General features: G+C 66.0%; 23 protein-coding genes. 13 read left to right on the forward strand and 10 right to left on the reverse strand.

Going from position 1 to position 22,538, the window contains the following annotated elements; genetic code table 11:
* Positions 1 to 10: 10 nt before the first annotated feature.
* From PVZ72_RS17090 to PVZ72_RS17115, 6 genes are all read right to left on the reverse strand, one after another.
* Positions 11 to 1,219 (reverse strand): heme biosynthesis HemY N-terminal domain-containing protein, encoded by a 1,209-nt coding sequence (locus PVZ72_RS17090; protein WP_273862555.1) that lies wholly within the window; start codon positions 1,217 to 1,219, stop codon positions 11 to 13.
* Positions 1,216 to 2,382, reverse strand: a complete 1,167-nt coding sequence (locus PVZ72_RS17095) for a uroporphyrinogen-III C-methyltransferase (RefSeq protein WP_273862556.1) — start codon at positions 2,380 to 2,382, stop codon at positions 1,216 to 1,218. The genes PVZ72_RS17090 and PVZ72_RS17095 overlap by 4 nt, the downstream gene beginning before the upstream one ends.
* A gap of 17 nt (positions 2,383 to 2,399) precedes the next feature.
* On the reverse strand, positions 2,400 to 3,158 hold the full coding sequence (locus PVZ72_RS17100; protein WP_273862557.1) for a uroporphyrinogen-III synthase: 759 nt from the start codon (positions 3,156 to 3,158) through the stop codon (positions 2,400 to 2,402).
* Entirely contained in the window at positions 3,155 to 4,093 is a 939-nt protein-coding gene (gene hemC / locus PVZ72_RS17105; protein WP_133860447.1) for a hydroxymethylbilane synthase, read from the reverse strand. Before hemC ends, PVZ72_RS17100 begins: the two co-directional genes overlap by 4 nt.
* Before the next feature lie 100 nt (positions 4,094 to 4,193).
* Positions 4,194 to 4,940: a LytR/AlgR family response regulator transcription factor gene (locus PVZ72_RS17110; RefSeq protein WP_007161369.1), complete on the reverse strand. Its 747-nt coding sequence runs from the start codon at positions 4,938 to 4,940 to the stop codon at positions 4,194 to 4,196.
* A 4-nt stretch (positions 4,941 to 4,944) separates the two neighbouring features.
* Positions 4,945 to 6,021: a sensor histidine kinase gene (locus PVZ72_RS17115; RefSeq protein WP_273862558.1), complete on the reverse strand. Its 1,077-nt coding sequence runs from the start codon at positions 6,019 to 6,021 to the stop codon at positions 4,945 to 4,947.
* Between the two features lie 128 nt (positions 6,022 to 6,149).
* On the opposite strand from PVZ72_RS17115, the gene argH reads away from it, so the two are divergent.
* Complete coding sequence (argH, locus tag PVZ72_RS17120) at positions 6,150 to 7,544, forward strand: argininosuccinate lyase (protein ID WP_273862559.1); 1,395 nt, start codon at positions 6,150 to 6,152, stop codon at positions 7,542 to 7,544.
* A gap of 294 nt (positions 7,545 to 7,838) precedes the next feature.
* Positions 7,839 to 8,603, forward strand: coding sequence for an endo alpha-1,4 polygalactosaminidase (locus PVZ72_RS17125; protein ID WP_273862560.1), 765 nt, complete (start codon positions 7,839 to 7,841; stop codon positions 8,601 to 8,603).
* Positions 8,604 to 8,611: 8 nt separating this feature from the next.
* Here PVZ72_RS17125 and PVZ72_RS17130 read toward each other — a convergent pair whose 3' ends face one another.
* Entirely contained in the window at positions 8,612 to 9,487 is an 876-nt protein-coding gene (locus tag PVZ72_RS17130) for an NAD(P)-dependent oxidoreductase (RefSeq protein WP_273862561.1), read from the reverse strand.
* A 36-nt stretch (positions 9,488 to 9,523) separates the two neighbouring features.
* A complete protein-coding gene (locus PVZ72_RS17135) occupies positions 9,524 to 10,507 on the reverse strand; it encodes a magnesium transporter CorA family protein (RefSeq protein WP_133860443.1) in 984 nt (327 codons plus the stop codon).
* Positions 10,508 to 10,562: 55 nt separating this feature from the next.
* On the opposite strand from PVZ72_RS17135, the gene PVZ72_RS17140 reads away from it, so the two are divergent.
* Positions 10,563 to 10,841, forward strand: a complete 279-nt coding sequence (locus PVZ72_RS17140; RefSeq protein WP_187980891.1) for a hypothetical protein — start codon at positions 10,563 to 10,565, stop codon at positions 10,839 to 10,841.
* Here the strand turns inward: PVZ72_RS17140 and rnk are convergent.
* Together rnk and cyaY are read right to left on the reverse strand one after the other, a co-directional pair.
* A complete protein-coding gene (gene rnk / locus PVZ72_RS17145; protein WP_007161376.1) occupies positions 10,838 to 11,221 on the reverse strand; it encodes a nucleoside diphosphate kinase regulator in 384 nt (127 codons plus the stop codon). The genes PVZ72_RS17140 and rnk overlap by 4 nt on opposite strands.
* 193 nt (positions 11,222 to 11,414) lie before the next feature.
* A complete protein-coding gene (gene cyaY / locus PVZ72_RS17150; RefSeq protein WP_187980890.1) occupies positions 11,415 to 11,744 on the reverse strand; it encodes an iron donor protein CyaY in 330 nt (109 codons plus the stop codon).
* Between the two features lie 170 nt (positions 11,745 to 11,914).
* Here cyaY and lptM point away from each other — a divergent pair, with 170 nt between their 5' ends.
* The 10 genes from lptM (at position 11,915) to PVZ72_RS17200 (ending at position 22,483) form a co-directional block, all read left to right on the forward strand.
* A complete protein-coding gene (lptM, locus tag PVZ72_RS17155) occupies positions 11,915 to 12,040 on the forward strand; it encodes an LPS translocon maturation chaperone LptM (protein WP_007161378.1) in 126 nt (41 codons plus the stop codon).
* A gap of 9 nt (positions 12,041 to 12,049) precedes the next feature.
* Positions 12,050 to 13,297 carry a diaminopimelate decarboxylase gene (gene lysA / locus PVZ72_RS17160; RefSeq protein ID WP_133860441.1) on the forward strand — a complete coding sequence of 416 codons (1,248 nt, stop codon included), beginning with the start codon at positions 12,050 to 12,052 and terminating at the stop codon, positions 13,295 to 13,297.
* 10 nt (positions 13,298 to 13,307) lie between these two features.
* On the forward strand, positions 13,308 to 14,138 hold the full coding sequence (gene dapF / locus PVZ72_RS17165) for a diaminopimelate epimerase (protein ID WP_133860440.1): 831 nt from the start codon (positions 13,308 to 13,310) through the stop codon (positions 14,136 to 14,138).
* The gene (locus tag PVZ72_RS17170) at positions 14,135 to 14,821 is read left to right on the forward strand and encodes a DUF484 family protein (protein ID WP_007161381.1); all 687 of its coding nucleotides are present in this window, start codon (positions 14,135 to 14,137) and stop codon (positions 14,819 to 14,821) included. The genes dapF and PVZ72_RS17170 overlap by 4 nt, the downstream gene beginning before the upstream one ends.
* 15 nt (positions 14,822 to 14,836) lie before the next feature.
* Positions 14,837 to 15,730 (forward strand): tyrosine recombinase XerC, encoded by an 894-nt coding sequence (gene xerC, locus PVZ72_RS17175; protein WP_187980889.1) that lies wholly within the window; start codon positions 14,837 to 14,839, stop codon positions 15,728 to 15,730.
* A complete protein-coding gene (locus PVZ72_RS17180) occupies positions 15,727 to 16,431 on the forward strand; it encodes an HAD family hydrolase (RefSeq protein ID WP_187980888.1) in 705 nt (234 codons plus the stop codon). Before xerC ends, PVZ72_RS17180 begins: the two co-directional genes overlap by 4 nt.
* A gap of 963 nt (positions 16,432 to 17,394) precedes the next feature.
* A complete protein-coding gene (locus PVZ72_RS17185) occupies positions 17,395 to 18,774 on the forward strand; it encodes a pyridine nucleotide-disulfide oxidoreductase (protein ID WP_273862562.1) in 1,380 nt (459 codons plus the stop codon).
* Between the two features lie 44 nt (positions 18,775 to 18,818).
* On the forward strand, positions 18,819 to 19,991 hold the full coding sequence (locus PVZ72_RS17190; protein ID WP_133860436.1) for a DegT/DnrJ/EryC1/StrS family aminotransferase: 1,173 nt from the start codon (positions 18,819 to 18,821) through the stop codon (positions 19,989 to 19,991).
* Between the two features lie 19 nt (positions 19,992 to 20,010).
* Complete coding sequence (locus PVZ72_RS17195) at positions 20,011 to 21,546, forward strand: lipopolysaccharide biosynthesis protein (protein ID WP_273862563.1); 1,536 nt, start codon at positions 20,011 to 20,013, stop codon at positions 21,544 to 21,546.
* Position 21,547: 1 nt separating this feature from the next.
* Positions 21,548 to 22,483, forward strand: coding sequence for a glycosyltransferase family 2 protein (locus PVZ72_RS17200; RefSeq protein WP_133860434.1), 936 nt, complete (start codon positions 21,548 to 21,550; stop codon positions 22,481 to 22,483).
* Positions 22,484 to 22,538 lie beyond the last annotated feature (55 nt).

A 22,538-nucleotide genomic window follows, 5' to 3' on the forward strand; every position in this document is an offset into this window, starting at 1 on the left:
AGGCGTGCCGTCAGACCCTGGGCGTCGGCAGCGAAGAGGCGTCGGACTCGCGCCATTGGCTCTGCAGGAGCTGCTGGCTGCGGTTCACATCGCCCAGCTGGATGGCCACCCGGGCCAGTTCACCGGCGGTGACCGCGGACGGCCGCTGCGCCAGGCTGCGCTCCAGATATTCGCGCGCCTTGCCCCACAGCTGGTTGTTCATGCACAGCCGGCCTAGGGCCAGCAGCAGCACCGCGTCCTGGGGTCGATCCTTGAGCCAGCCCTCGGCATGGTGCAGCGGGCGGCTGGCGTCGCGCGGACGCAGCTGGCCATAGAGCTCCACCAGGCGCTCGTCCCACTGGCGATTGAGGGTAATGTGCAGCACCTCCTCGGCCAGATCGTCGCGACCGATGGCGCGCAGCTGACGGGCATAGGCCAGTACCACCGCAGCATCGCCCTTGAGCGCCGTGGGCACCTGTTGCCACTGGGCATCCACCGCCGATTCCGCGCCCTGGGCGGGAACCTCGTCGAGGGTGGCGATCCAGACCTTGCGTTCCAGGTCATCCTGCTCCTGGGGCCGCAGCACCTGCTGCTTGCGCAGTTGCGGCAGCAGGGCGATCAGCGCCGGCCAGTCGCGCAGGGTCACCTGCAGGCGCTGCAGCTGCAGCAGCACCTCGCCATTCTTCGGATACTTGGCCTGCAACGGCGCCAGGCTGTCGCGGGCTTCCAGGTATTGGCCCCGGTCGATCTGCATTCGCGCCTGTTGCAGGCCGATGGCCAGTTCGGCCTGGGGCTCGCGCTCGCGGGCCTGGCGCAGCAGGCGATCCCGTTCTTCCAGGTCACCCAGCTCGTTGGCGGCGCGGGCAGCACCCAGCAGCACGAACAGCGGCTGGTCGGCGTGCTCGGCGGCGCCTTTCAGATGCTTGAGGGCACCGCTCCAGTTGCCTTCGGCCAGTTCCAGCTGCCCCTTGTGGCGAGCCTGCTCCAGGCGGCGCTGGCGATTGTGCCGCGACCAGGGATTGAGCACCTTGCCGGTCAGACCCAGGGCGCCCAGCACCAGCTTGAGGATGTAGAGCGCCAGCCAGGCGGCCACCAGCATGGCCAGGAAGGCCCAGAGACTCGATTCGTAGCGGAAGTTGCTGTAGGACAGCAGGACGTAGCCCGGCTCCTTGGCCAGCACCACGGCGACGCCCAGGCCGACAAGCAGGGCGAACAGGAACAGCAGGTACAGGCGCTTCATGGGCGATTCTCCTGAGCCGCGCCGGCGGCGGCATTGTTCGGCTGGATTTGCTGACGCTGAGCGATGTAGGCCTGCAGCGCGGTCAGGGCCGGGGTCAGGTCAGGCGCTTCGAAGGTGACCGGACGCTCGGCCAGCTCCTGCAGACGCAGCTTGACCGCACGGCTGTCGGGATTCTGGTTGTTGAAGTGCGCGGCGAGGACGTCTTCGGCCTGCTCGATGGAGAGCCGATAGACCTCCTGATTGCCGTTGAGCACGGCCCACTGCGCCTGCTCCAGCGCCAGGCTCATGGCCAGGCGCACCTGGGCGAGGGACTCCTCGGCCAGCAGCGGACGGATCGGCTGATCGGCGGAAAAGTCGATGCGGAAGTAGCTGGAGATGCGCTGGCGGAAATCCTGCCACCATTGCTGCAACGCATTGCTCGGCGGGACCGCGGCCTTTTCCACGCCGGGCTGGTCGGCCACCGTGGTGGAGAAGCGTGGCGGCAGGGGCTCCAGGCTCTGCACCTGGTTACGCAGCGAGGCCAGCTGGACGAACTGCCCGGTACGATCCAGATCGGGCAACTGGCGCAGGGTCTGCTGGGCATTGGCCACCTGCTGACGCGCGTTGAAGGCGGCCGGATCGTTTTGCGCCTTGAGGATGTCATCGACGCCCTGCAGCAGATTCTGGGCACTGGGCACATCCTGTAGCGCGGTCATGCGCAGGGTCGCCATGCGCAGCAGGTGCTCGGCTTCGGTCAGTCGCCAGGCCTGGCGACTCTGGCCGACCACCTCCTTGAACTGCTCGGCGAGGTGCTGCTGGTCACCCTGCAGCTCGGCCAGCTGACGGCGGCGCTCTTCCAGCTCGTTGGCCGAGGGCAGGCGGCCCAGATCGGCACTCAACGCCTGGTTGCGGTTTTCCAGCTGGCGCAGCTGGCTGCGCAGATCCTCGGCCTGGGCGGCCTGGCTCTGCTCGGCCTGACGCACCTGCTGCAGTTGCCAGACGCTCCAGCCGCCGACGCCCAGGCCACCGGCGGCTACCAGCAGGGCCAGCAGCGCCAGGCCGGACGCCTTGCCCGAGCCCTTGCGGCGCACGCCTGCCGGTGGCGGTGGTGGCGGCGGCGAGGCAGGGGTCACGACTGGATCGGGAGAGACGTCGTCGGCGCGGGGGGCTTGAGTTTCGCTCACGGGAATTCCTTGTAGGGTCAATCCGGATGGTGATGGGCAAGCGCGGCGATCAAGGCACTGGCGCTGGCGCCCTGGCACTCGATGATGAGTTCGCAGCCGCTGGCGCGAGCCAGTTCGGCAACACGGGCGCTGGGTACCAGCAGGGGATAACGACGCACCGCGGGCCAATCCGCACCCGCACAGGCCTGCAGATGCGCGAAACCCTGCCCACTGCTGACCATGATGGCATTCAGGCGTTCCGCTGCCAGGGTCTCTAGGACCTGCCCTGCGGGGTACTGCGGGCACTGGCGGCGATAGAGTTCGAGCACCTCGACGCGGGCGCCGCGGGCGGTGAGGGTTTCGACCAGCAGGTCGCGGCCGCCCTCGCCGCGCAGCAGCAGCACCTCGGGCTCCGGGCGCTGCAGGGCTTCCTGCAAGGCCGGCAGCGCCAGCAGGCCTTCGCTGTCCTCACGCTGGGGGTGGTGCACCAGCAGCCCATAGCCTTCGAGCACGGCGGCGGTGGCCGCACCTACGGCGAACCAGGCCTGCAGCGGCGGTTGCGGCCAGTACTGATCGAGGGCGGCGAGACCCAGACGAGCCGCCGGCTTGCTCACCACCAGTACGGCGGCATAGCGATCGAGATCGAGCCAGAGCGAGCGCTGTGCGGGCGTTTCCGCCAGCGGCTGCAAGTCCAGCAAGGGCAGGCTGGCAGTGGCGATGCCCGCCTGGGCCAGGGCGGCGGCGAGCGGTGGATTCTCCTCCGCCGGCCGGGTCAGCAGCAGCCGCCAGCCGCTCATGATGCGCCGCTGGTCCCGTAGACGGCATCGAGGATGTCCTGGGCGCCCTGGGCGAGCAGGTCCTCGGCCACCGCCACGCCAAGGGTGGCGGGATCGTTCAGCGGGCCGCGGGCCTCGGCGCGCAGCAGCAGGCCGCCATCGGGCTGGCCGACCAGACCGCGCAGCCAGAGCAACTCGCCCTGCTGCACGGCATAGCAGGCGATAGGCACCTGGCAGCCGCCATTGAGACGGCGATTCAGGGCGCGCTCGGCAGCGACCCGGCGTTCGGTGTCGAAATGGTGCAGGGGTTCGAGCAGCGCATGGACCTCGGCATCGTCGGTCCGGCACTCGATGCCCACGGCGCCCTGGCCACCTGCCGGCAGGCTGTCCTCGACAGTCAGGTATTCACGGATGCGCGCGGCGAAGCCCAGGCGGATCAGTCCGGCGGCGGCCAGGATGATGGCGTCGTAGTTGTCGGCATCGAGCTTGGCCAGCCGGGTATTGACGTTGCCGCGCAGGAAGCGGATCTCGAGATCCGGGCGCAAGGCCAGCAACTGGGCCTGGCGCCTCAGGCTGGACGTCCCCACCACGCTGCCCCGGGGCAATTCGGCAAGACCGCTGTAGCGATTGGAGACAAAGGCATCGCGCGGGTCTTCCCGCTCGCAGATGGCGTACAGGCCGAGGCCTGCAGGAAACTCCATGGGGACATCCTTCATGGAGTGCACGGCGATGTCGGCGCTGCCGTCGAGCAGGGCGTTTTCCAGTTCCTTGACGAACAGGCCCTTGCCACCGATCTTGGCCAGCGGCGCATCAAGCAGCTTGTCTCCACGACTTATCATCGGCAGCAGGCTTACCCGCAGACCCGGATGCGCCGCTTCGAGGCGGTCTTTGACAAAGTTGGCTTGCCAGAGCGCCAGGGCACTCTGGCGCGTGGCGATACGAATTTCGCGGGGCATGGGCATTACCGGCACGTCAGGACGTCAGATTGCCGGCCATGATAGCAAATCGACCGGCGCCGCTTTTGCGCTGCGCACCGGTCGTCGGCCCATGAACGTGTCAGATGCTGTGCATCAGGCGGCGCACACCGGCCACATGGCGGCGGCTGACGGTCAGGGCGTCGCCGTTCATGCCCTTGAGGAACAGCTGGAAGTGACCCAGGGGCGTCCGCTGCAACCGCTCGATGCGCTCGCGGGAAACCAGCGCATTGCGATGGATGCGCACGAAGCGCTCGCCGAATTCGTCTTCCAGCGCCTTGAGCGGCTCGTCCAGCAGCACTTCGCCGCCGGAATGCCTGAGGGTCACGTACTTGTGATCGGCGATGAAGTAGACCACGTCGTCCAGCGGGATCAGCTCGATGCCCTTGCGGGTGCGCGCGCTGATGTGGCTGCGCGGACCCGGGCCTCCACTGGCCGGCGGCTTGGTCAGGGCAGCCAGCTGCATCCGGTTGGGACGCTGGGCCTTGCTCAGCGCAGCGGCCAGGTCTTCCTGCCGCACCGGCTTGACCAGATAGCCCACGGCGCTGACCTGGAAGGCGTCGAGCGCGTATTCGTCGTGGGCGGTCACGAAGATCACCGCGGGCGGCGATTCGCGCTCGCAGAGTCGCGCGGCCACCTGCAGGCCGTCCAGACCCGGCATGCGGATGTCGAGCAGGACGATGTCAGGCTTGAGGTTTTCGACCAAAGCGAGGGCTTCCTCACCGTTGGTGGCTGTTGGCTCCAGGGCGGTATAACCGTCCAGTTGCCCCACCAGACGGGCCAGACGCTCGCGCGCCAAGGGTTCGTCATCGACGATCAGGACATTCATAAGCTCAGGCTTCCCGCATGAGTCGCTCGCATGGATAGCGAAGAGACGTTGTATGCCGCTGGTCGCGGCGTTCGATTTTGAGACTCGCAGCTGGTCCGAAAAGTGCCGTCAATCGCGCCTCGATATTGCTTAAAGCTTGACGGGTGCCCTTGGGTGGGCGTGGCTGCTGCTCCACCTCCGGGTCATAGGGATTGCTGATGACCAGTTCGAAGACCCCGTCCCGGTAGGTGGCGAAGATGGTCACCAGGCCGCCTTCGATGCGCGGCGCGACGCCATAGATCAGGGCGTTTTCCAGCAGCGGCTGCAGCGTCAGCTGGGGAATCGGCAGGTCCGCCGGCACCCCGTCCACGTCCCACTGCAGCTGCAGGCGATCGCCCAGGCGCAGGCGCTCGATCTCCAGATAACGCCGCGACAGTTCCAGCTCCTCGGACCAGCGTACCCGGCTGCCCGGCTGGGCCAGGCTGGCGCGAAACAGCGCCGACAGGTCCAGCACCGCACGCTCGGCCTTGTCGGCGTCCAGGGCGACCAGGCTGGCGATGCTGTTCAGGCTGTTGAACAGGAAATGCGGGCGGATGCGTGCCTGCAGCGACTCGATGCGCGACTGCAATTCGGCCTGCTGCTGGCGGCGCCACTGGCTCTGCAGCCAGAAGTAGCGCAGCAGCAGCATGGACATGATCAGGGCGATCAGCGCGTGTCTCATGTACAGCCGCACCTCGCCGACCCGCTGCAGCGGTCCGGCCAGCTGCAGCCAGTCGGCCACCAGGGTGCAGAGCAGCGTCAGGGCCACCACGATGGCGCAGCAGAAGCCGCCCGCCACCACCGGTCGATGGCGTGCCAGCCAGGGCCGCAGGCGACAGAGCAGCGCCGCCGACAGCAGCACGATCCACTGCACGAACAGCGACACCAGCGCCAGGCGGATCCAGTTGAACTGCAGGGTGAAGGGCTCTGCCAGCACCAGGACGAGGACCAGCAGCTCGGCCAGCACCACCAGCACGAGCAGGGCTTCCGGTTCGCAGAGCGCCGGGACGAAGAAGTCGTCGACCTTGACCGGTCGGGGAGTTTTGCGGCGTTCGAGTATCATGGAGGCAGTGTGGGTCAGATACCACTCGTCGGCAAGTCGGCTCCGTTGAATCGGGCCGGCGCCCGCTCGGGACTGCTATCATCGGCCCCTTCTCATCCTTACCGACAAGCCCAGCAGCAGGCCGATCCATGAGCAGCGAAAAAACCAACCAGTCCTGGGGCGGACGCTTCAGCGAACCCGTCGACGCCTTCGTCGCCCGCTTCACCGCCTCGGTGGACTTCGACAAGCGCCTCTATCGCCACGATATCCTCGGCAGCCAGGCCCATGCCCGCATGCTGACCCAGGCCGGGGTGCTCAGCGAAGCCGAGCGCGACGCCATCATCGCCGGGCTGGACGAGATCCGCGGCGAGATCGAGGCCGGCACCTTCGAGTGGCGCGTCGACCTGGAAGACGTGCACATGAACATCGAGGCGCGCCTGACCGAGCGCCTGGGCGTGGTCGGCAAGAAGCTGCACACCGGACGCAGCCGCAACGACCAGGTGGCCACCGACATCCGCCTGTGGCTGCGTGACGAGATCGACGCCATCCTCGTCGAGCTCAACCGTCTGCAGGAAGGCCTGCTGCAACTGGCCGAGACCGAAGCCGATACCATCATGCCCGGCTTCACCCACCTGCAGACCGCGCAACCGGTGACCTTCGGCCACCACCTGCTGGCCTGGTTCGAGATGCTTTCCCGCGACCACGAGCGCCTGGTCGACTGCCGCAAGCGTGTCAACCGCATGCCCCTGGGCAGCGCCGCGCTGGCCGGCACCACCTACCCCATCCAGCGCCAGGTCACCTGCGAACTGCTGGGCTTCGAGGCCATTGGCGGCAATTCCCTGGACGGGGTCTCGGATCGCGACTTCGCCATCGAATTCTGCGCCGCGGCCTCCCTGGCGATGATGCACCTGTCGCGCTGCTCCGAAGAACTGGTGCTCTGGACCAGCGCCCAGTTCCAGTTCATCGACCTGCCCGACCGCTTCTGCACCGGCTCCTCGATCATGCCGCAGAAGAAGAACCCGGACGTCCCCGAGCTGGTGCGCGGCAAGACCGGCCGGGTGTTCGGCGCCCTCACCGGCCTGCTGACCCTGATGAAGGGCCAGCCGCTGGCCTACAACAAGGACAACCAGGAAGACAAGGAACCGCTGTTCGACGCCGCCGACACCCTGCGCGACTCCCTGCGGGCCTTCGCCGACATGGTCCCGGCCATCAAGCCCAGGCGCGAGATCATGCGCGAGGCGGCCCGCCGTGGCTTCTCCACCGCCACCGACCTCGCCGACTACCTGGTGCGCAAGGGCCTGCCCTTCCGTGACTGCCACGAGATCGTCGGCCACGCGGTCAAGTACGGCGTGGACAGCGGCAAGGACCTGGCCGAGATGAGCCTGGACGAACTGCGGCGCTTCAGCGACCAGATCGAGCAGGACGTCTTCGCCGTCCTGACCCTGGAAGGTTCGGTCAATGCTCGCGACCATATCGGCGGTACCGCCCCGGCCCAGGTCCGCGCCGCCGTGCAACGCGGTCGCGCGCTGCTGGCCCAGCGCTGATCCGGCCACTGCGCTGCTCGCTCGCAGCTCCGCGGGCGGGCGTGCAAGCCGCCGGCCGAAGACCCCGCCCCTGCCGCTCATCGGCAGGGCGAACGGGTGTAAGGGCTCACTCCACCGTCGAGCAGGCGCCTGAGCCGAAGACAAGGGCTCTAGGCCAGGGCTCTCTGCGCAAGGGGGCCGGAAAGCCGGTCAGACGACGGCCGACCAGCCGTTGATAGGTACGACGACTGGCGCTCAGGACTGCGACCCGGCAGCCGATACTGGAGACTTGACCAGCCGTTCGAGTCAAGTCTCATGCGCCTTTCAGCCTGTTCCATCCTGCTTTGCGGAATGTTCGCCGCGGCTTCCAGCCAGGCCGCCCTGCCGCCACCGCTGCCACAGACGCTCACCTGGCATGTCCAGCTGAACGGCGTGCTGCAAAAGCCCAATCGCACCCTCTACGACATCGATCTCTATGACACCAGCAAGGCGGTGATCGCCAATCTGAAGGGCAATGGGAAGACGGTGATCTGCTATTTCAGCGCCGGTACCTGGGAAGACTGGCGGCCCGACGCCGCGCTCTATCCAAAGGCCGCCCTGGGCAAGGCGCTGGACGCCTGGCCGGGCGAACGCTGGCTGGACATCCGCCGTGCCGACGTCCGCGCCTTGCTGGCCAAGCGGCTGGACCTGGCGTTGCAGAAGGGTTGCCAGGGCGTGGATCCGGACAACGTCGACGGCTTCAGCAATCCCAACGGTCTCAAGCTGACCAAGGCCCAGCAGCTGGACTTCCTCAACTGGCTGGCTGACGAGGCGCACAGGCGCAGTCTGCTGGTGGGTCTGAAGAACGCCGTGGACCTGGTGCCGAGCCTCTACGGCAAGTTCGACTTCGCCCTCAACGAGAGCTGCTACGACTACGCCGAGTGCAACGCCTACAGCTACTTCCGCACCCAGAAGAAGCCGGTGATGATCATCGACTACGGCCTCTACAGCACCAAGCGCTGCAGCCAGGCCAAGACCTCGGGCTACAACCTGCAGTTCTACCCGCTGTCGCTGGCGGCGCTGGGCACCGCCTGCAAGTAGGCAGGCGCTCAGTCGAGCCCGGCCTTCTTATGCGATCTCTGCCCCAGCGCGATCCAGTCCAGATCGCCCTCGCCCTGGGCGACGGCCTCCAGCAGGTTGTCTCTCAGGACACTGGCGAAGGGTAGCGGTACCGCCTTTTCCTGACCGGCCGCCAGGGCCAGGCCGACGTCCTTGAGTCCCAGGCTGAGCTTGAAGGCCGCCGGCGAGAACTTTCGCTCGGTCAGCAGGCGGCCGTAGTTCTGGTACACCGGCGCGGCGAACAGGGTGCTGGTGAGGATCTCCAGCAGCGCCGCGGGCTCTACGCCATAGCTGCGCGCCAGGGCGGTACTTTCGCCCATGGTCTCGATGGCGCTGGCGATCATGAAGTTGCCGGCGATCTTGACCACATTGGCCTGCCGCGGCTCCGTGCCCACCGGCCAGGTCTTGCGCCCCAGGACGTCGAGCAGTGGTTGGACGCGCTGGATCGCTTCGGGCTCGCCCGCCACCACGATGTTGAGTTGGCCACTGGCGGCCACGTCGGTGCGCCCGAACACCGGCGCCGCCACATAACCCACGCCCGCCTCGGCATGGCGCGCGACCAGTTCGTCGACCAGGGCCACCGACAGGGTGGCCATGCTGACGTGGACCAGTCCGGCCCGTGCCTGCTGCAGGGCGCCGCTGTCGAGGATCACCTCGCGGGTAGCGGCGTCATTGGCCAGGATGCTGAAGACCACCTCCACGTCGAAGGCGTCCGCCGGCGTCGCTGCCGCGCGGGCACCCTGCCCGACCAGCGCCTGGACCGGCTCCGAGGAGCGATTCCAGACCACCACCTCATGGCCCGCCTTGAGCAGATTGGCGGCCATGCCCTGGCCCATGCCACCCAGACCGATGAATCCGATACGCATAGCTTTGCCTCCTCGAGGTGCGATGGATGCCGCCGGCTACAGCCAGCGGCGAAACTTGAACCAGGCATAGGGAATCAGCGCCGAGACCACCATGGCGCCCAGCGCCAGCGGATAGCCGAAATGCCAGTCCAGCTCCGGCATGACCTTGAAGTTCATGCCGTAGATGGTGCCCACCAGGGTCGGTGGCAGGAACAGCACCGAGGCGATGGTGAACACCTTGACGATGTTGTTCTGCTCCACGCTGATCAGGCCCAGGGTGGCGTCGAGCAGAAAGCCGATCTCGCCGTTCATCTTGGCCTGGTAATCGCTCAGCGAGCGGACGTCGCGTTCCAGCGTCTTGAACCAGGTCTTGGCCGTGCCGGAGATCCAGGTGGCACCCGCGCGCCGCAGGTAGGAAACGATGCGATTGATGCCCAGCAGACTCTCGCTGAGCTGCGCCAGCAGCTGGTTGCTGCGACCGAGCTGCTTGACGATGGATTGCAGGTCGGTCTTCGGCTGCTTGGCCTGATGGGGGTCCAGGGGTTCGCGAAACACCGCCTTGGCCAGGCGATTGAGATGCGCCTGTACCGATTCGAGGATGTCGGCCACGCGGTCCACCAGGCTGTCCAGCAGCGAGGCGAAGATGACATCGCTGCGGCAGTGCTGGCTCGCCTGCTGCTGGGCCTTGCCGAGAAAGGTCTTGAAGGCGGCCAGTTCGGCGTAGCGCACCGTCACCAGCCACTCGGGCGTCAGCACGAAATTGACCACCGAGGCCTGCGGCTGATGCTCGCTGAAGCCGCTGACCACGGTGGTGGTCAGGTGCAGGGCCTGGTCGGTCTGATAGAGTCGCGAGGATTCCTCGATCTCGGCGATTTCTTCCCGGGTGGGGATGTCCATCGCCAGTGCCTGCTCCAGATAGCGCTCTTCCGCCTCACTGGGATCGAGCAGATCGACCCAGAGCAGATCCGCGGGCAGCGGGTCTCCCGGCGACAAGGGCTGCGCGACCAGCTCGTCGGCGGACAGGCGATAGCAGGTGATCATCGAGAAGACTCCAGGCCAGAATCAGGGGTCGCACTGTAACAAAAGGTATCCAGACATGATTGACCACGCCGATGACGAAGAATCCTTCGTGTCCTCCCATCTGATCGAAGCGGTGGAGAACCAGCTCGCCGCTGGCCAGCCGGATTATGTCCAGGCCGTGCTCAACAAGCTGACCCTGGTCGGCTACGAGCGCGAAGAGGCCGTGCTGCTGATGGCCCAGGCGCTGTCCTACGAAATCGCCGCCATGCTCGACGCCGATCGCCCCTTCGACGGCGCCCACTACGAGCGCCTGCTACGGGCTCTACCGGAACTGCCCGAGGTCGCGGACGACTAGGCCTCGGCCGGCTCCAGCGCCAGCAGTTCCACCTGCTGCTCCTTGCCGCCGGGTACCGGCCAGCTGAGGTGCTCGCCGGGCGTCGCGCCGAGCAGCGCGCTGCCGGCCGGCGCCAGCACCGAGACCCGCCCCTCGCCACCAGCGTCCTCCGGATAGACCAGCACCACCTGGTACTCCTTGCCGGTATCGGTCTCGCGGCAACGCACCCGCGAATTCATGGTGACCACCGCACCGATCTCCTCGGGCGCCACTACCCGCGCCTGGGCCAGTTCCTCGTCCAGGGCCTCGGCCACGGGCCCGAATTCGGGCAGGGCGTCGAGCAGCCTTTCGAGACGGGGCAGATCGACGGCGGAAACGGTAATGGGCGATGCATGGCGCATGGCGGACTCCTGGAGGACAAGACGGTGCGATCCCCACCGCGCGAGGCGGCCGGACCACCGGAGATGACGGGCGGCGGGCGCCCAGCGGGAAGCCGCTTGGAGGCGGCAAAAGAAAACGGCGCTCGAAAGGCGCCGTCAGGTCACGCTAGCACAGGGGTCTTGGCAGCGGTCAAGCCGCACCGACCGCAGGTCGTTACACCCCGGGCAGGGCGACGCTCTCGCCGGTCTGCTCAAGGGTCACCCGCACCAGCAGCGCACCGAGGGTCTCGGACGAGGTGTCGCAGATCCAGCTCTGGCCATCCCAGTCGAAGTGATAGCCACCCGACCGCGCCGCCACCCAGAGCTGCACCAGCGGGGGCTGGCGGCTGAGGATGACCTGGCTGCCGTTGTCGAACTTGATCGTCAGCACGCCACCGGCATTTTCCAGATCGAGGTCCAGCCCGCTGTCGTCATAGGCGTCTTCGACCTGGCGCTGGGTCTGGTCGACGAGGTGATGGAATTGCGCTTCGCTGAGCCGGCTCATGACGATCCTCGAAAGAAGGGAAACAATCGCCGCACGGTAGCGGGCCGCCCAGATGGCGTCCAGTCGCAGCTGTTGCCGGCAGCTGCGCTTCAGCCATCCGGGCGTGTCAAAGAGTCGCTCAACCCCGTTATACTCGGTGCAATATCATCTTTTCGCATAGGTTTAGCGTCATGAAGCGCCTGTCTCTCCTCTTCATCGCCTGCGCCTGCCTGCTGGCCGGCTGCGGTCAGAAAGGCCCGCTGTACCTGCCCGACGACCAGAAAGCCGCCAAAGAACACCGCCACGACGTGTTCTAGGGAGCCACCATGGAAGTCTTCGCTGTCCGTGCAGGTGAACTGCATGCGGAAGGGGTAGCCCTGAGCGCTGTGGCGCAGGAATTCGGCACCCCCGCCTACGTCTATTCGCGAGCGCACATCGAGGGGCAGTACCGTGCCTATACCGATGCGCTGGCCGGTCTGCCGCACCTGGTCTGCTTTGCGGTCAAGGCCAACTCCAACCTCGGCGTGCTCAATGTCCTGGCCCGCCTCGGCGCCGGCTTCGACATCGTTTCCCGTGGCGAACTGGAACGCGTCCTGGCCGCCGGTGGCGATCCGCGCCGGGTGGTGTTCTCCGGGGTCGGCAAGACCCGTGACGACATGCGCCGCGCCCTGGAAGTGGGCGTGCACTGCTTCAACGTCGAATCCACCGACGAGCTGGAACGGCTGCAACAGGTGGCCGCGGAGCTGGGTGTGGTCGCGCCGATCTCGTTGCGGGTCAATCCCGATGTCGACGCCGGTACCCACCCCTACATCTCCACCGGTCTCAAGGAAAACAAGTTCGGCATCGACATCGCCGACGCCGAGGCGGTCTACGCCCGCGCCGCCGAGCTGCCGAATCTGCAGATTCTCGGGGTGGATTGCCACATCGGCTCCCAGCTCACCACCCTGCCGCCCTTCCTCGATGCCCTCGACCGCCTACTGGCGCTGATCGATCGCCTCGCCGAGCGCGGTATCGTCCTGCGCCACCTGGACCTCGGCGGCGGCCTGGGCGTGCGCTATCGCGACGAGCAGCCGCCGCTGGCCGGCGACTACATCCAGGCCATCCGCGAACGCATCGTCGGGCGCAACCTGACCCTGGTGTTCGAACCCGGCCGCTTCATCGTCGCCAACGCCGGCATCCTGCTGACCCGCGTGGAATACCTCAAGCACACCGCCCACAAGGATTTCGCCATCGTCGACGCGGCGATGAACGACCTCATCCGCCCGGCGCTGTACCAGGCCTGGATGGCGGTGGAGCCGGTGACCGCGCGCGAGGGCGACGCCCGCCGCTACGACCTGGTCGGTCCCATCTGCGAGACCGGCGACTTCCTCGCCAAGGACCGCGAGCTGGTCCTGGCCGAAGGCGATCTGCTGGCCATCCGCTCCGCCGGGGCCTATGGCTTCACCATGAGTTCCAACTACAACACCCGTGGCCGTGCGGCCGAGGTGATGGTGGATGGCGACCAGGCGCACCTGGTCCGTCGGCGCGAGACGCTGGAAGAACTCTTCGCAGGCGAGAGCCGGCTGCCGGCCTGAGGGGAGTTCCATGCAACTGCGCTTCACCAAGATGCACGGTCTGGGCAACGACTTCATGGTCCTCGACCTGATCAGCCAGCACGCGCACATCCAGCCCAAGCACGTTCGTCTGTGGGGTGACCGCAAGACCGGTGTCGGCTTCGACCAGCTGCTGATCGTCGAGACCCCCAGCACCCCGGACGTGGACTTTCGCTATCGCATCTTCAACGCCGATGGCTCCGAGGTCGAACAGTGTGGCAACGGTGCCCGCTGCTTCGCCCGCTTCGTCTTCGACAAGCGCCTGACGGTCAAGAAGCAGATCCGCGTCGAAACCAAGAACGGCATCATCGAGTTGCACCTCAAGGGCGATGGCATGGTGCGCGTCGACATGGGGGCACCGCGCCTGCAGGCAGCCGAGATTCCCTTCATCGCCGAGGCGGAGACGCTGAGTCATGCCATCCAGGTCGAGGGCGAGACGGTCGAGCTGGCGGTGGTCTCCATGGGCAATCCCCATGGCGTGCTGCGGGTCGCCGACGTCGACCAGGCACCGGTGCTCACCCTCGGTCCCAAGCTGGAGTGCCATCCGCGCTTTCCGCAAAAGGCCAACATCGGCTTCCTGCAGATCATCGACGCCCAGCGCGCCCGCCTGCGGGTCTGGGAACGGGGCGTCGGCGAAACCCGTGCCTGCGGCACCGGCGCCTGCGCCGCCGCCGTGGCCGGGATCCGCCAGGGCTGGCTGAAATCGCCGGTCAGCATCGAATTGCCGGGCGGTCTGCTCAACATCGAGTGGGACGGCGTCGGTCAATCGGTGCTCATGACCGGTCCGGCCACCCGTGTCTACGAAGGCCAGGTAAGAGTATGAGCGACACCCCCGAACTGACCGCGGACCAGGTCGCCGACTGGCTGCTGGATCATCCGCACTTCTTCGCCGATCGCGAAGAGCTGCTGGCGGAGATGCGCGTCCCCCACCAGCGGGGCACCGCCATCTCCCTGGTCGAGCGGCAACTGGGTCTGCTGCGCGATCGCAATGGCGAGATGCGCCATCGCCTCACCCACCTGATGGACGTGGCGCGGGACAACGACCGGCTGTTCGACAAGACCCGGCGGCTGATCATCGGCCTGCTCGACGCCAACAGCCTCGAAGAGGTGATAGGCACCGTCGAGGACAGCCTGCGCCATGAATTCAAGGTGCCCTACGTCGGCCTCATCCTGTTCCACGAGCATCCCCTGCCGGTCGGCCGCAGCGTCACGCCCGCCGAAGCACAAAAGGTGATCGGCGGCCTGCTGGGCGGCGAGAAGACCACCAGCGGTGTCCTGCGCGCCCACGAACTGGCCTTTTTGTTCGGCGATTCGGCCAAGGAAGAGGTTGGTTCGGCAGCGGTGGCCGCCCTCTCCCACCAGGGCCTGCATGGCGTCCTGGCGATCGGCAGCCCCGATCCCCAGCACTACCGCAGCAGTCTGGGCACGCTGTTCCTGAGCCACGTGGCGGAAGTCCTGGCGCGGGTACTGCCGCGCTTTCCCGTCCCCTTGCGTACGGTGCGCTGAGCCCGGGAGCGGAGCATGCAGGTCCAGCTCGATGCCTATCTCGACCACCTGCGGCTGGAGCGTCAGGTTTCGCCCCACACGCTCGACGGCTACCGGCGCGACCTGCGCAAGCTGCTGACCTTCGTCGAAGCCGAAGGCCTGAGCGACTGGGGCGGCCTGGACAGTCGCCGCCTGCGCGCCCTGATCGCCCAGCTGCACCGGGCCGGCGCCTCCAGTCGCAGCCTGGCGCGGCTGCTGTCGGCCTGCCGCGGCTTCTATCTCTACCTGATCCGCGAAGGCCACTGCAGCCAGGATCCGGCCCATGGACTCACGCCCCCCAAGGCACAGAAGGCCCTGCCCAAGGTGCTCGACGTCGACCGCTCCATGCAGCTGCTCGATGGCGCCGTGGAGGACGACTTCCTCGGCCTGCGCGACCAGGCGCTGCTGGAACTCTTCTACAGCTCCGGACTGCGCCTCTCCGAGCTGGTCGGACTGGATCTCGCGGACGTGGACCTGGTCCAGGGGCTGGTCCAGGTGCGCGGCAAGGGCAACAAGGAGCGGGTGCTGCCCATCGGCAGCAAGGCCCGGGACGCCCTGGAGGCCTGGCTCAAGGTCCGGCTGCAGGCCGCACCGCGCGACGACGCCCTGTTCATCGGCCAGCGCGGCCTGCGCCTGACGCCCCGCGCGGTACAGTTGCGGGTGCGCGAGGCCGGCGTGCGCGAACTGGGCCAGCACCTGCATCCGCACATGCTCAGGCACAGCTTCGCCAGCCACATGCTCAGCGCCTCCGGCGATCTGCGCGCGGTGCAGGAATTGCTCGGCCACGCCGACATCGCCACCACCCAGATCTACACCCACCTGGACTTCGGCCAGCTCGCCGAGGTCTATGACAAGGCGCACCCCCGCGCCAAGCGCAAGGCCAGCCGATGACGATTCGCCTCGTGACCTTCGACCTCGACGATACCCTCTGGGAAATCGCGCCGGTCATCCATTCCGCCGAAGCCCTGCTGCGTGACTGGTTCGCCGCCTCCGCACCGCGGCTGGGCAGCGTTCCGGTCGAGCATCTCTGGGCGATCCGCGATCACCTGCTGCAGCAGGACGCCGGTCTCAAGCACCGGGTCAGCGAAATGCGCCGCCGGGTCATCCATCAGGCGCTGCTCGATGCCGGCTATGTCGAGCCCGAGGCTGCCCAGCTGGCCGAGGCGGGCTTCGCGGTCTATCTGGCCGCTCGTCAGCAGGTCACCCTGTTCGACGACGTCCACCCCACCCTGGAGCGCCTCGCCGATCGCTATACCCTGGGGGTGCTGACTAATGGCAATGCGGATGTGCAGACCATCGGCCTGGCCGACTATTTCCGCTTTGCCCTGAATGCCGAGCAGCTGGGCGTCGGCAAACCCGACCCCACGCCTTTCCGCGAGGCCCTGCGTCTCACCGGCATCGCGGCCGACGCCACCGTGCACGTGGGCGACAACCCCGTGGACGATGTCGCCGGCGCCCAGCGCGCCGGTATCCGCGCCGTCTGGTTCAACCCCTTGCAGAACCCCTGGCAGGGTCCTGGCAAGCCGGATGCGGAGATCCGCAGTCTGAGCGAACTTCCCTCCCTGTTGGAAGGCTGGTCAGGCCGGCCGTAAAGTCAGTAATACCAAATGCTGAACGGCTGATTTTTCGTGCTCGCCGGTCGTCTACTAGGCCCCTGGGTTTTGTTAACCAATCGCCAAAATATTCGTCACACTTATCGACCTCGACAGCAGAAGCTTTGCGACCCCCTTCACCAAAAGCCGCGGGGCTGGGCGATTTTTTGCCAAGCACACCTCATTTGGCCGCCGATTCCTTGATAACAACAGCGCCGATAGCCGTCTCGCTGGCCGGATTTCCCCTCCGGACCTCGCGTTGACAGTGCTAACCCTTTTGACAATCATTGCGACAAGTTCGAAGTAGCGCTGGGATTGCGCGCTGAACCAGCCGCCGTTCAGGTCAGGGAAGACAGCATTACCTCCCCCCTCCTCTGCGTCTCGCCGATGGCTTCTCAAGTCCCTGCTCAAACATTGTCAGGTCTTGATATCGGTAAATAACCCTCTGTTCATCCCGTCCAGGTGCAAACCCGTGCGGTAGCCATGTCCCAACCGGACTGGTTACCACCCAAGTCACGGCAAACCTGTGCGGTAGCCATGCCCGGTGCTGGACAGAAGGGGACGATCACCGTGCCAGCGAGCACCTGCAGGACTACAGGGATGTCACCCGAGCGGGACTTAATTCTTTTTACCCAGGCAACTTCAACCCTGCCCACAGCAAGCCGGCAAGTGGCTCAGCCAGGCCAACTTCGGCCTGCCCCCGTCATCGACGGCCTGGCCCGGTTTAGTTTGGAAAGTGCTTGGCAGACAGCTTCGAGCAAGTTCTCTTACTTCTGCTGCCGACACGGGCGGATTAATTATTGGCAAGGGTTAAAACAGGTACTGACCGACATTCATCAGACGGTCATTAAGTCAATAAAGATTAAAACGATCCGCTGCATTTTTTGCTGACTGCCGGGCACTGTGAAAGCCAGTTTCAATCACGTTAATTGCGCCTTGAAGGCGCACAGAGAGGATGCCCCGATGGCAAGGAATGATCTATCGGAATCGACATTAGGATGTCTAATTGGCGGTGCCGGTCCGGCAGGCCTGGGATTCCTGTTCAATGCCATCAAGCGCGGTGCTCTGGAGCAACTTGCCCAGGCCGGCACCATCATCGTCGATGCCGGGACCGAACTCGGTGCCGGCAAGCTGGGTGACTATCAGATCATCGCCAACTCGGTGAGCGACGTCTTTCTGGACTGCCTGCGCGATCCGCTCCTGGCGCCCATCCTGGCCCCGCTGCAAGCATCCCCGACCTTTCGCCACCTCAAGCTGAATTCCCAGGAAGCACCGGCGCTGCCCATCGTCGGCCAGCTCTTCCAGCAGGCCGCCGGCCTGGTCCTGCCCTGGCTCGAACGCCAGTACGGCATCCCCACCTGGCGCCAGACCCGCATCACCGAAGTGACCTGCGAAGGTTCGAGCTATGTCGTCTGGCTGGAACAGGCCGGCGCCATCCGCCGCGTCCGCACCTCCAGCCTGGTGCTGAACCTGGGCGGCAAGCAGACCCGCCACAGCTTCGAAGAAAGCATCCAGGCCATGGGCCTGCAGCTGCCCCAGAGTGCCTCGATCGACAGCTCCGACAATCTGCTGCGCCTGCAACCCGAAGCCCTGCGCCAGCGCTATCGGGCCCGCCTCAAGGATGGCGGTCCGATCTGCGTGGTCGGGGGTTCTCACAGCGCCTTCTCCGCCCTCGACAACCTGGCCAGCGCCCTGCACCACGATGGTCTGCGCGAACTGACCCTGGTCCATCGCTCACCGATCCGGCTGTTCTACGAGACCGCCGCCGAAGCCCTGGCCGCCGGCTACCCCTTCGACCCGCTGCAGGACATCTGCCCCATCTCCAAGCGGGTCAACCGCTCCGGCGGACTGCGCTACCGCGCCCATGAGATCGGCCGCCAGGTCCTTGCCGGTCAGGGCATCGGCGGTACCCCGGTCAAGGTCAAGACGCTGCAACTGGATGGCAGCGCCGAACAACTGGCCAACGCCCGGACGCTGTTCGACAGCGCCGCCCTGCTGGTGCAGGGCATGGGTTACCAGCCCGTCGTGCCCGAGCTGCGCTGCCAGGACGGCCGTCCGCTGACCCTGCGCACCCTGCGCGGCGGTCTGGACTCCGATGCCGCCGGCAGCCCACTGGACCAGCACGGCCAGCGCCTCAAGGGCCTGCACCTGTTCGGCCTGGGCTCGGGATTGGCAGTGGATCCCCGCCTGGGGAGCGAGGCGTCCTTTTCCGGACGCATCTACGGGGTCTGGCAGTTCCACAACGATGCCAGTCGCGAGGCCCTGGAGTCGGTTCTGGAACGTCTGGACAAGCCCGGCGCCGCCTTCCGGCAACCGGCCAGTCCGGTCGCCGAACACGCTTGACCGAACCGACACGTATCAAGGACTCGATAAGCAGGTACCGGATCATGATCAATGTGACCAAGCCCTACCTTGGCGATAAGGAACGCTTCAAGGCGTATATCGACAAGATCTACGCCAACAACTGGATCACCAACCAGGGCCCTCTGCACGCTCAGCTCGAAGAGCGTCTGCGCGACTACCTGGGCGTCAGAAACATCATCCTGGTCAACAACGGTACCCTGGCCCTGCAGGTCGCCTACCGCGCCCTGGGCCTGACCGGCAGCGCCATCACCACGCCGTTCAGCTTCGTCGCCACCACCAGCACCCTGCACTGGGAAGGGATCCGGCCGGTGTTCGCCGACATCCATCCGGAAACCTGGAACTTGGATCCGGCCAACGTCGAAGCCGCCATCGAGCACGACACCTCGGCCATCGTCGCCACCCACGTGTTCGGCAATCCCTGCGATGTGCGCGGCCTGCAGCAGGTCGCCAACCGCCACGGCCTGAAGGTCGTCTACGACGGCGCCCATGCCTTCGGCACCCTGTTCGAAGGCCGCTCGGTCCTGCAGTGGGGCGACATCACCACCGTCAGCTTCCACGCCACCAAGCTGTTCCACACCATCGAAGGCGGCGCGATCATCACCGAAGACGACGAGCTCGCCGAGCGCGTCCGCCGCATGATCAACTTCGGCATCGTCGATGCCGAGCGCATCGAAGGCGTGGGCATCAACGCCAAGCTCAACGAGGTCTCCGCGGCCATGGGGCTGTGCATCCTCGACGAGCTGGAAGACATCCTGGCCCGCCGCGCCGTCATCGGTCAGCACTATGAGAGACGCCTGCAAGGCGCCTTCGACCTGCAGCGGCCCACCTACGGCACCCAGCTGAACTACAGCTACTTCCCGGTGGCCCTGCGCGACGAGCCGAGTCTGCTGGATACCAAGAAGGCGCTGAACGCCGTCGGCATCAATCCGCGCCGCTACTTCTATCCGTCGCTGGAAACCCTGGATTACCTGCAGCCCCAGGCGATCAAGCCGGTCTCGCGCAAGCTGAGTCACCGCATCCTCTGCGTGCCGCTCTACCCGGACCTGCCGCAGGCGACCCAGGACCTGCTGATCGACACCCTGCTCCTCGCGCAGCAAAAAAAGACCAGCATGGAATCCCTGCGGGCACTCATCACCCCGGCACAGCTGCTGCCGAGCTGGGATTTTCCCGGCGACTCCTCTCCTGCTCTAACTTGACCCTGGCCCGCTATCTCCCATGACCAGTCCCGCGAAAGTGTCGGTGTTGCGCAACACCCTGATCAACTATGCCGGCCAAGCCTATGCGCTGCTGATCGGCATCTTGATCCAGCCGATGTATCTCGGTCATCTGGGTGCCGAAACCTATGGTCTGATCGGCTTCTTCGCCGTGCTGCAGACCTGGCTGCAACTCCTCGACGTCGGCATTTCCGCGTCCCTGGTGCGCGATGTCGCCCATGGCCGTGGCCAGACCGGCGCCGGGCGCACCCGCGGCCAGCTGCTGCGCTCGCTGGAATTCATCTTCATCCCCCTGGCGACCCTGGCCTTCGTCGCCATCGAGCTGAACTCGGAGTGGATGGCGGGTCACTGGCTCAACGTCCAGGGGCTGCCCACCGAGACCGTGGCCCACTGCATCGGCCTGATGGGGCTGATGATCGCCTTCCGCCTGCTGTCGACGCTGTACAAGAGCGGCGTCCAGGGGGTCGAGCTGCACGGCTGGCTGAATCTGGTCAATGTGCTGATCGCCACCGTCCGCTACTTCGGCGGCCTGATCCTGGTGATGTGGATTTCCCAGGAGCCGCTGGACTTCTTCGTGTTCCAGGCCTTCGTCGCCGTGTTCGAGATGCTGGTCTATGCGCTCAAGGCCTATCGGCTGCTGCCCAACCCCACCTGGTGGAGCGGCTTCGACTGGCAGCGGGTCAAGCCCATCGTGCCCTTCGCCCTGAGCATGTCCTTCACCTCGATCCTGTGGATCGCCCTGACCCAGCTCGACAAGCTGGTGCTGTCCAAGGCGCTGCCCCTGGCCGAGTACGGCTACTTCAGCCTGGTGGCGCTGATCTCCACCGGCATCGTCACCCTGACCAACCCGCTGGTACAGGCCCTGCTGCCGCGCATGACGGTGCTGGTGTCCCAGGACAAACCGCTCGAACTGGAACGGCTCTATCGCAACGCGGCGCGCTTCGCCTTCGCCATCCTGCTGCCGCTGGCGGCCATGGTGGCCTTCCATGGCGAGGCGCTGGTCTTTGCCTGGACCGGCGACAAGGTCTCCGCCCACTGGAGCGAGCCGATCCTGTTCTGGTACGCCCTGGGCTCGGCGCTGCTCGCCCTGAGCCAGTTCCAGTTCTATCTGCAGTACGCCTACGGCAAGTTGCGCCTGCACGTCTGGTACAGCCTGGTATCCGCGGCCATCTCGGTGCCCATCGTGATCCTGGTGGTCCTGCACTACGGCGCCTATGGCGCAGCGCTGGCCTGGTTCTTCATGCGCCTGATCCCCTTCGTGATCTGGCCGATGATCGTCCACGGCCGCTTCGCGCCGAATCTGCAGCGCTACTGGAACCAGGACCTGCTGGTGGCCGTGGTGGTGACCGCCATCGGCGTGGGCCTGAGCAAGCTGCTGTACCAAGAGATTCAACCGCAGGAGCGGTTCGCCATCCTGGCCACCCTCGCCCTGGGCGGTGGCCTGACCCTGGTGCTGATGGCGCTGAGCTACGTGCTCTGTTCTCCGAAACAGACCCGCTCGCGCCTGTTTTCCCAACTCTACAAAGCAGGTATCTGACATGGACGCTCGGACCGAAGCAGAGATCATGAAGAACTGGCCGACGAATTGCAGTCGGCCGGTCGCCAGCATCGTCTGCCTGACCTTCAACCATCGCGAGTACATCGGCCAGGCCATCGACGGCTTCCTGCGCCAGCAGACCGATTTTCCTTTCGAGATCATCGTCAACGACGACGCCTCGACCGATGGCACCCGGGAAATTCTCAAGGACTACGAGAGTCGCTATCCCCGGCTGATCCGCCTGATCCTGCAAAAGGAAAACCAGTACAGCCAGGGCAAGCCCTATGGCATGCCGGTGTTCCAGCACGCCCGCGGCGACTACATCGCCTACTGCGAAGGCGACGACTACTGGAACGATCCGCGCAAGCTGCAGCTGCAGGTGGACTTCCTGGAGAACAACCGGGACTACGCCCTGACCTTCCATGCGTCCTATGCCTTCAACAGCAAGGGGATCGTCAATCCGCAGCGGTTCGGTGGCCAGGATCACTACGACCGCAGCGAAACCGACCTGAAGAAGGCCCTGCCGCTGTCCACCCTGACCGCCTGCTTCCGCAATGTCCTGCGGGAACTGCCGCCGGAGCTGGAAACCGCTGCGCTCATGGACATCGTCTGGTGGTCGCTGCTCGGTGCCCACGGCAAGGGCAAGTTCATGGACGAGATCCGCCCCGCCGCCTACCGCGTGCACGAGGGCGGGATCTTTTCCATGCGTGCCAGCCAGAAGCGCCTGCAGATGGATCTCCACACCCAGTACTGCCTCGCCAACTACTACTACCGGCTGGGCGAGCGCGACCTGCATGTCTTTTTCCTGCGCCAGGTCCTGAGTCTTTCGCTGTCCTCGATTCCACCGACGCAGAAGGTCAAGGCGCTTCTGCGGGCGGTAAGCAACATCACCCTCAACATCGGCCGACGCTTCGCCCCCAAACGCGTCACCTACTGAACTTACACAGAGCAGTTTTCCGGCTGCCAGGTATCCAGCTAAAAGGAAGGGACCC

It is taken from the genome of Pseudomonas sp. LA5 (assembly GCF_028640825.1).
GTDB lineage: Bacteria > Pseudomonadota > Gammaproteobacteria > Pseudomonadales > Pseudomonadaceae > Chryseomonas > Chryseomonas aestiva.

Coding starts and splice junctions, on each gene's coding strand:
- PVZ72_RS17090 (WP_273862555.1), bottom strand. CDS start 1,219: ATGAAGCGCCTGTACCTGCTGTTCCTGTTCGCCCTGCTTGTCGGCCTG.
- PVZ72_RS17100 (WP_273862557.1), bottom strand. CDS start 3,158: ATGAGCGGCTGGCGGCTGCTGCTGACCCGGCCGGCGGAGGAGAATCCA.
- hemC (WP_133860447.1), bottom strand. CDS start 4,093: ATGCCCCGCGAAATTCGTATCGCCACGCGCCAGAGTGCCCTGGCGCTC.
- PVZ72_RS17110 (WP_007161369.1), bottom strand. CDS start 4,940: ATGAATGTCCTGATCGTCGATGACGAACCCTTGGCGCGCGAGCGTCTG.
- PVZ72_RS17115 (WP_273862558.1), bottom strand. CDS start 6,021: ATGATACTCGAACGCCGCAAAACTCCCCGACCGGTCAAGGTCGACGAC.
- argH (WP_273862559.1), top strand. CDS start 6,150: ATGAGCAGCGAAAAAACCAACCAGTCCTGGGGCGGACGCTTCAGCGAA.
- PVZ72_RS17125 (WP_273862560.1), top strand. CDS start 7,839: ATGCGCCTTTCAGCCTGTTCCATCCTGCTTTGCGGAATGTTCGCCGCG.
- PVZ72_RS17130 (WP_273862561.1), bottom strand. CDS start 9,487: ATGCGTATCGGATTCATCGGTCTGGGTGGCATGGGCCAGGGCATGGCC.
- PVZ72_RS17135 (WP_133860443.1), bottom strand. CDS start 10,507: ATGATCACCTGCTATCGCCTGTCCGCCGACGAGCTGGTCGCGCAGCCC.
- PVZ72_RS17140 (WP_187980891.1), top strand. CDS start 10,563: ATGATTGACCACGCCGATGACGAAGAATCCTTCGTGTCCTCCCATCTG.
- rnk (WP_007161376.1), bottom strand. CDS start 11,221: ATGCGCCATGCATCGCCCATTACCGTTTCCGCCGTCGATCTGCCCCGT.
- cyaY (WP_187980890.1), bottom strand. CDS start 11,744: ATGAGCCGGCTCAGCGAAGCGCAATTCCATCACCTCGTCGACCAGACC.
- lptM (WP_007161378.1), top strand. CDS start 11,915: ATGAAGCGCCTGTCTCTCCTCTTCATCGCCTGCGCCTGCCTGCTGGCC.
- lysA (WP_133860441.1), top strand. CDS start 12,050: ATGGAAGTCTTCGCTGTCCGTGCAGGTGAACTGCATGCGGAAGGGGTA.
- dapF (WP_133860440.1), top strand. CDS start 13,308: ATGCAACTGCGCTTCACCAAGATGCACGGTCTGGGCAACGACTTCATG.
- PVZ72_RS17170 (WP_007161381.1), top strand. CDS start 14,135: ATGAGCGACACCCCCGAACTGACCGCGGACCAGGTCGCCGACTGGCTG.
- xerC (WP_187980889.1), top strand. CDS start 14,837: ATGCAGGTCCAGCTCGATGCCTATCTCGACCACCTGCGGCTGGAGCGT.
- PVZ72_RS17180 (WP_187980888.1), top strand. CDS start 15,727: ATGACGATTCGCCTCGTGACCTTCGACCTCGACGATACCCTCTGGGAA.
- PVZ72_RS17185 (WP_273862562.1), top strand. CDS start 17,395: ATGGCAAGGAATGATCTATCGGAATCGACATTAGGATGTCTAATTGGC.
- PVZ72_RS17190 (WP_133860436.1), top strand. CDS start 18,819: ATGATCAATGTGACCAAGCCCTACCTTGGCGATAAGGAACGCTTCAAG.
- PVZ72_RS17195 (WP_273862563.1), top strand. CDS start 20,011: ATGACCAGTCCCGCGAAAGTGTCGGTGTTGCGCAACACCCTGATCAAC.
- PVZ72_RS17200 (WP_133860434.1), top strand. CDS start 21,548: ATGGACGCTCGGACCGAAGCAGAGATCATGAAGAACTGGCCGACGAAT.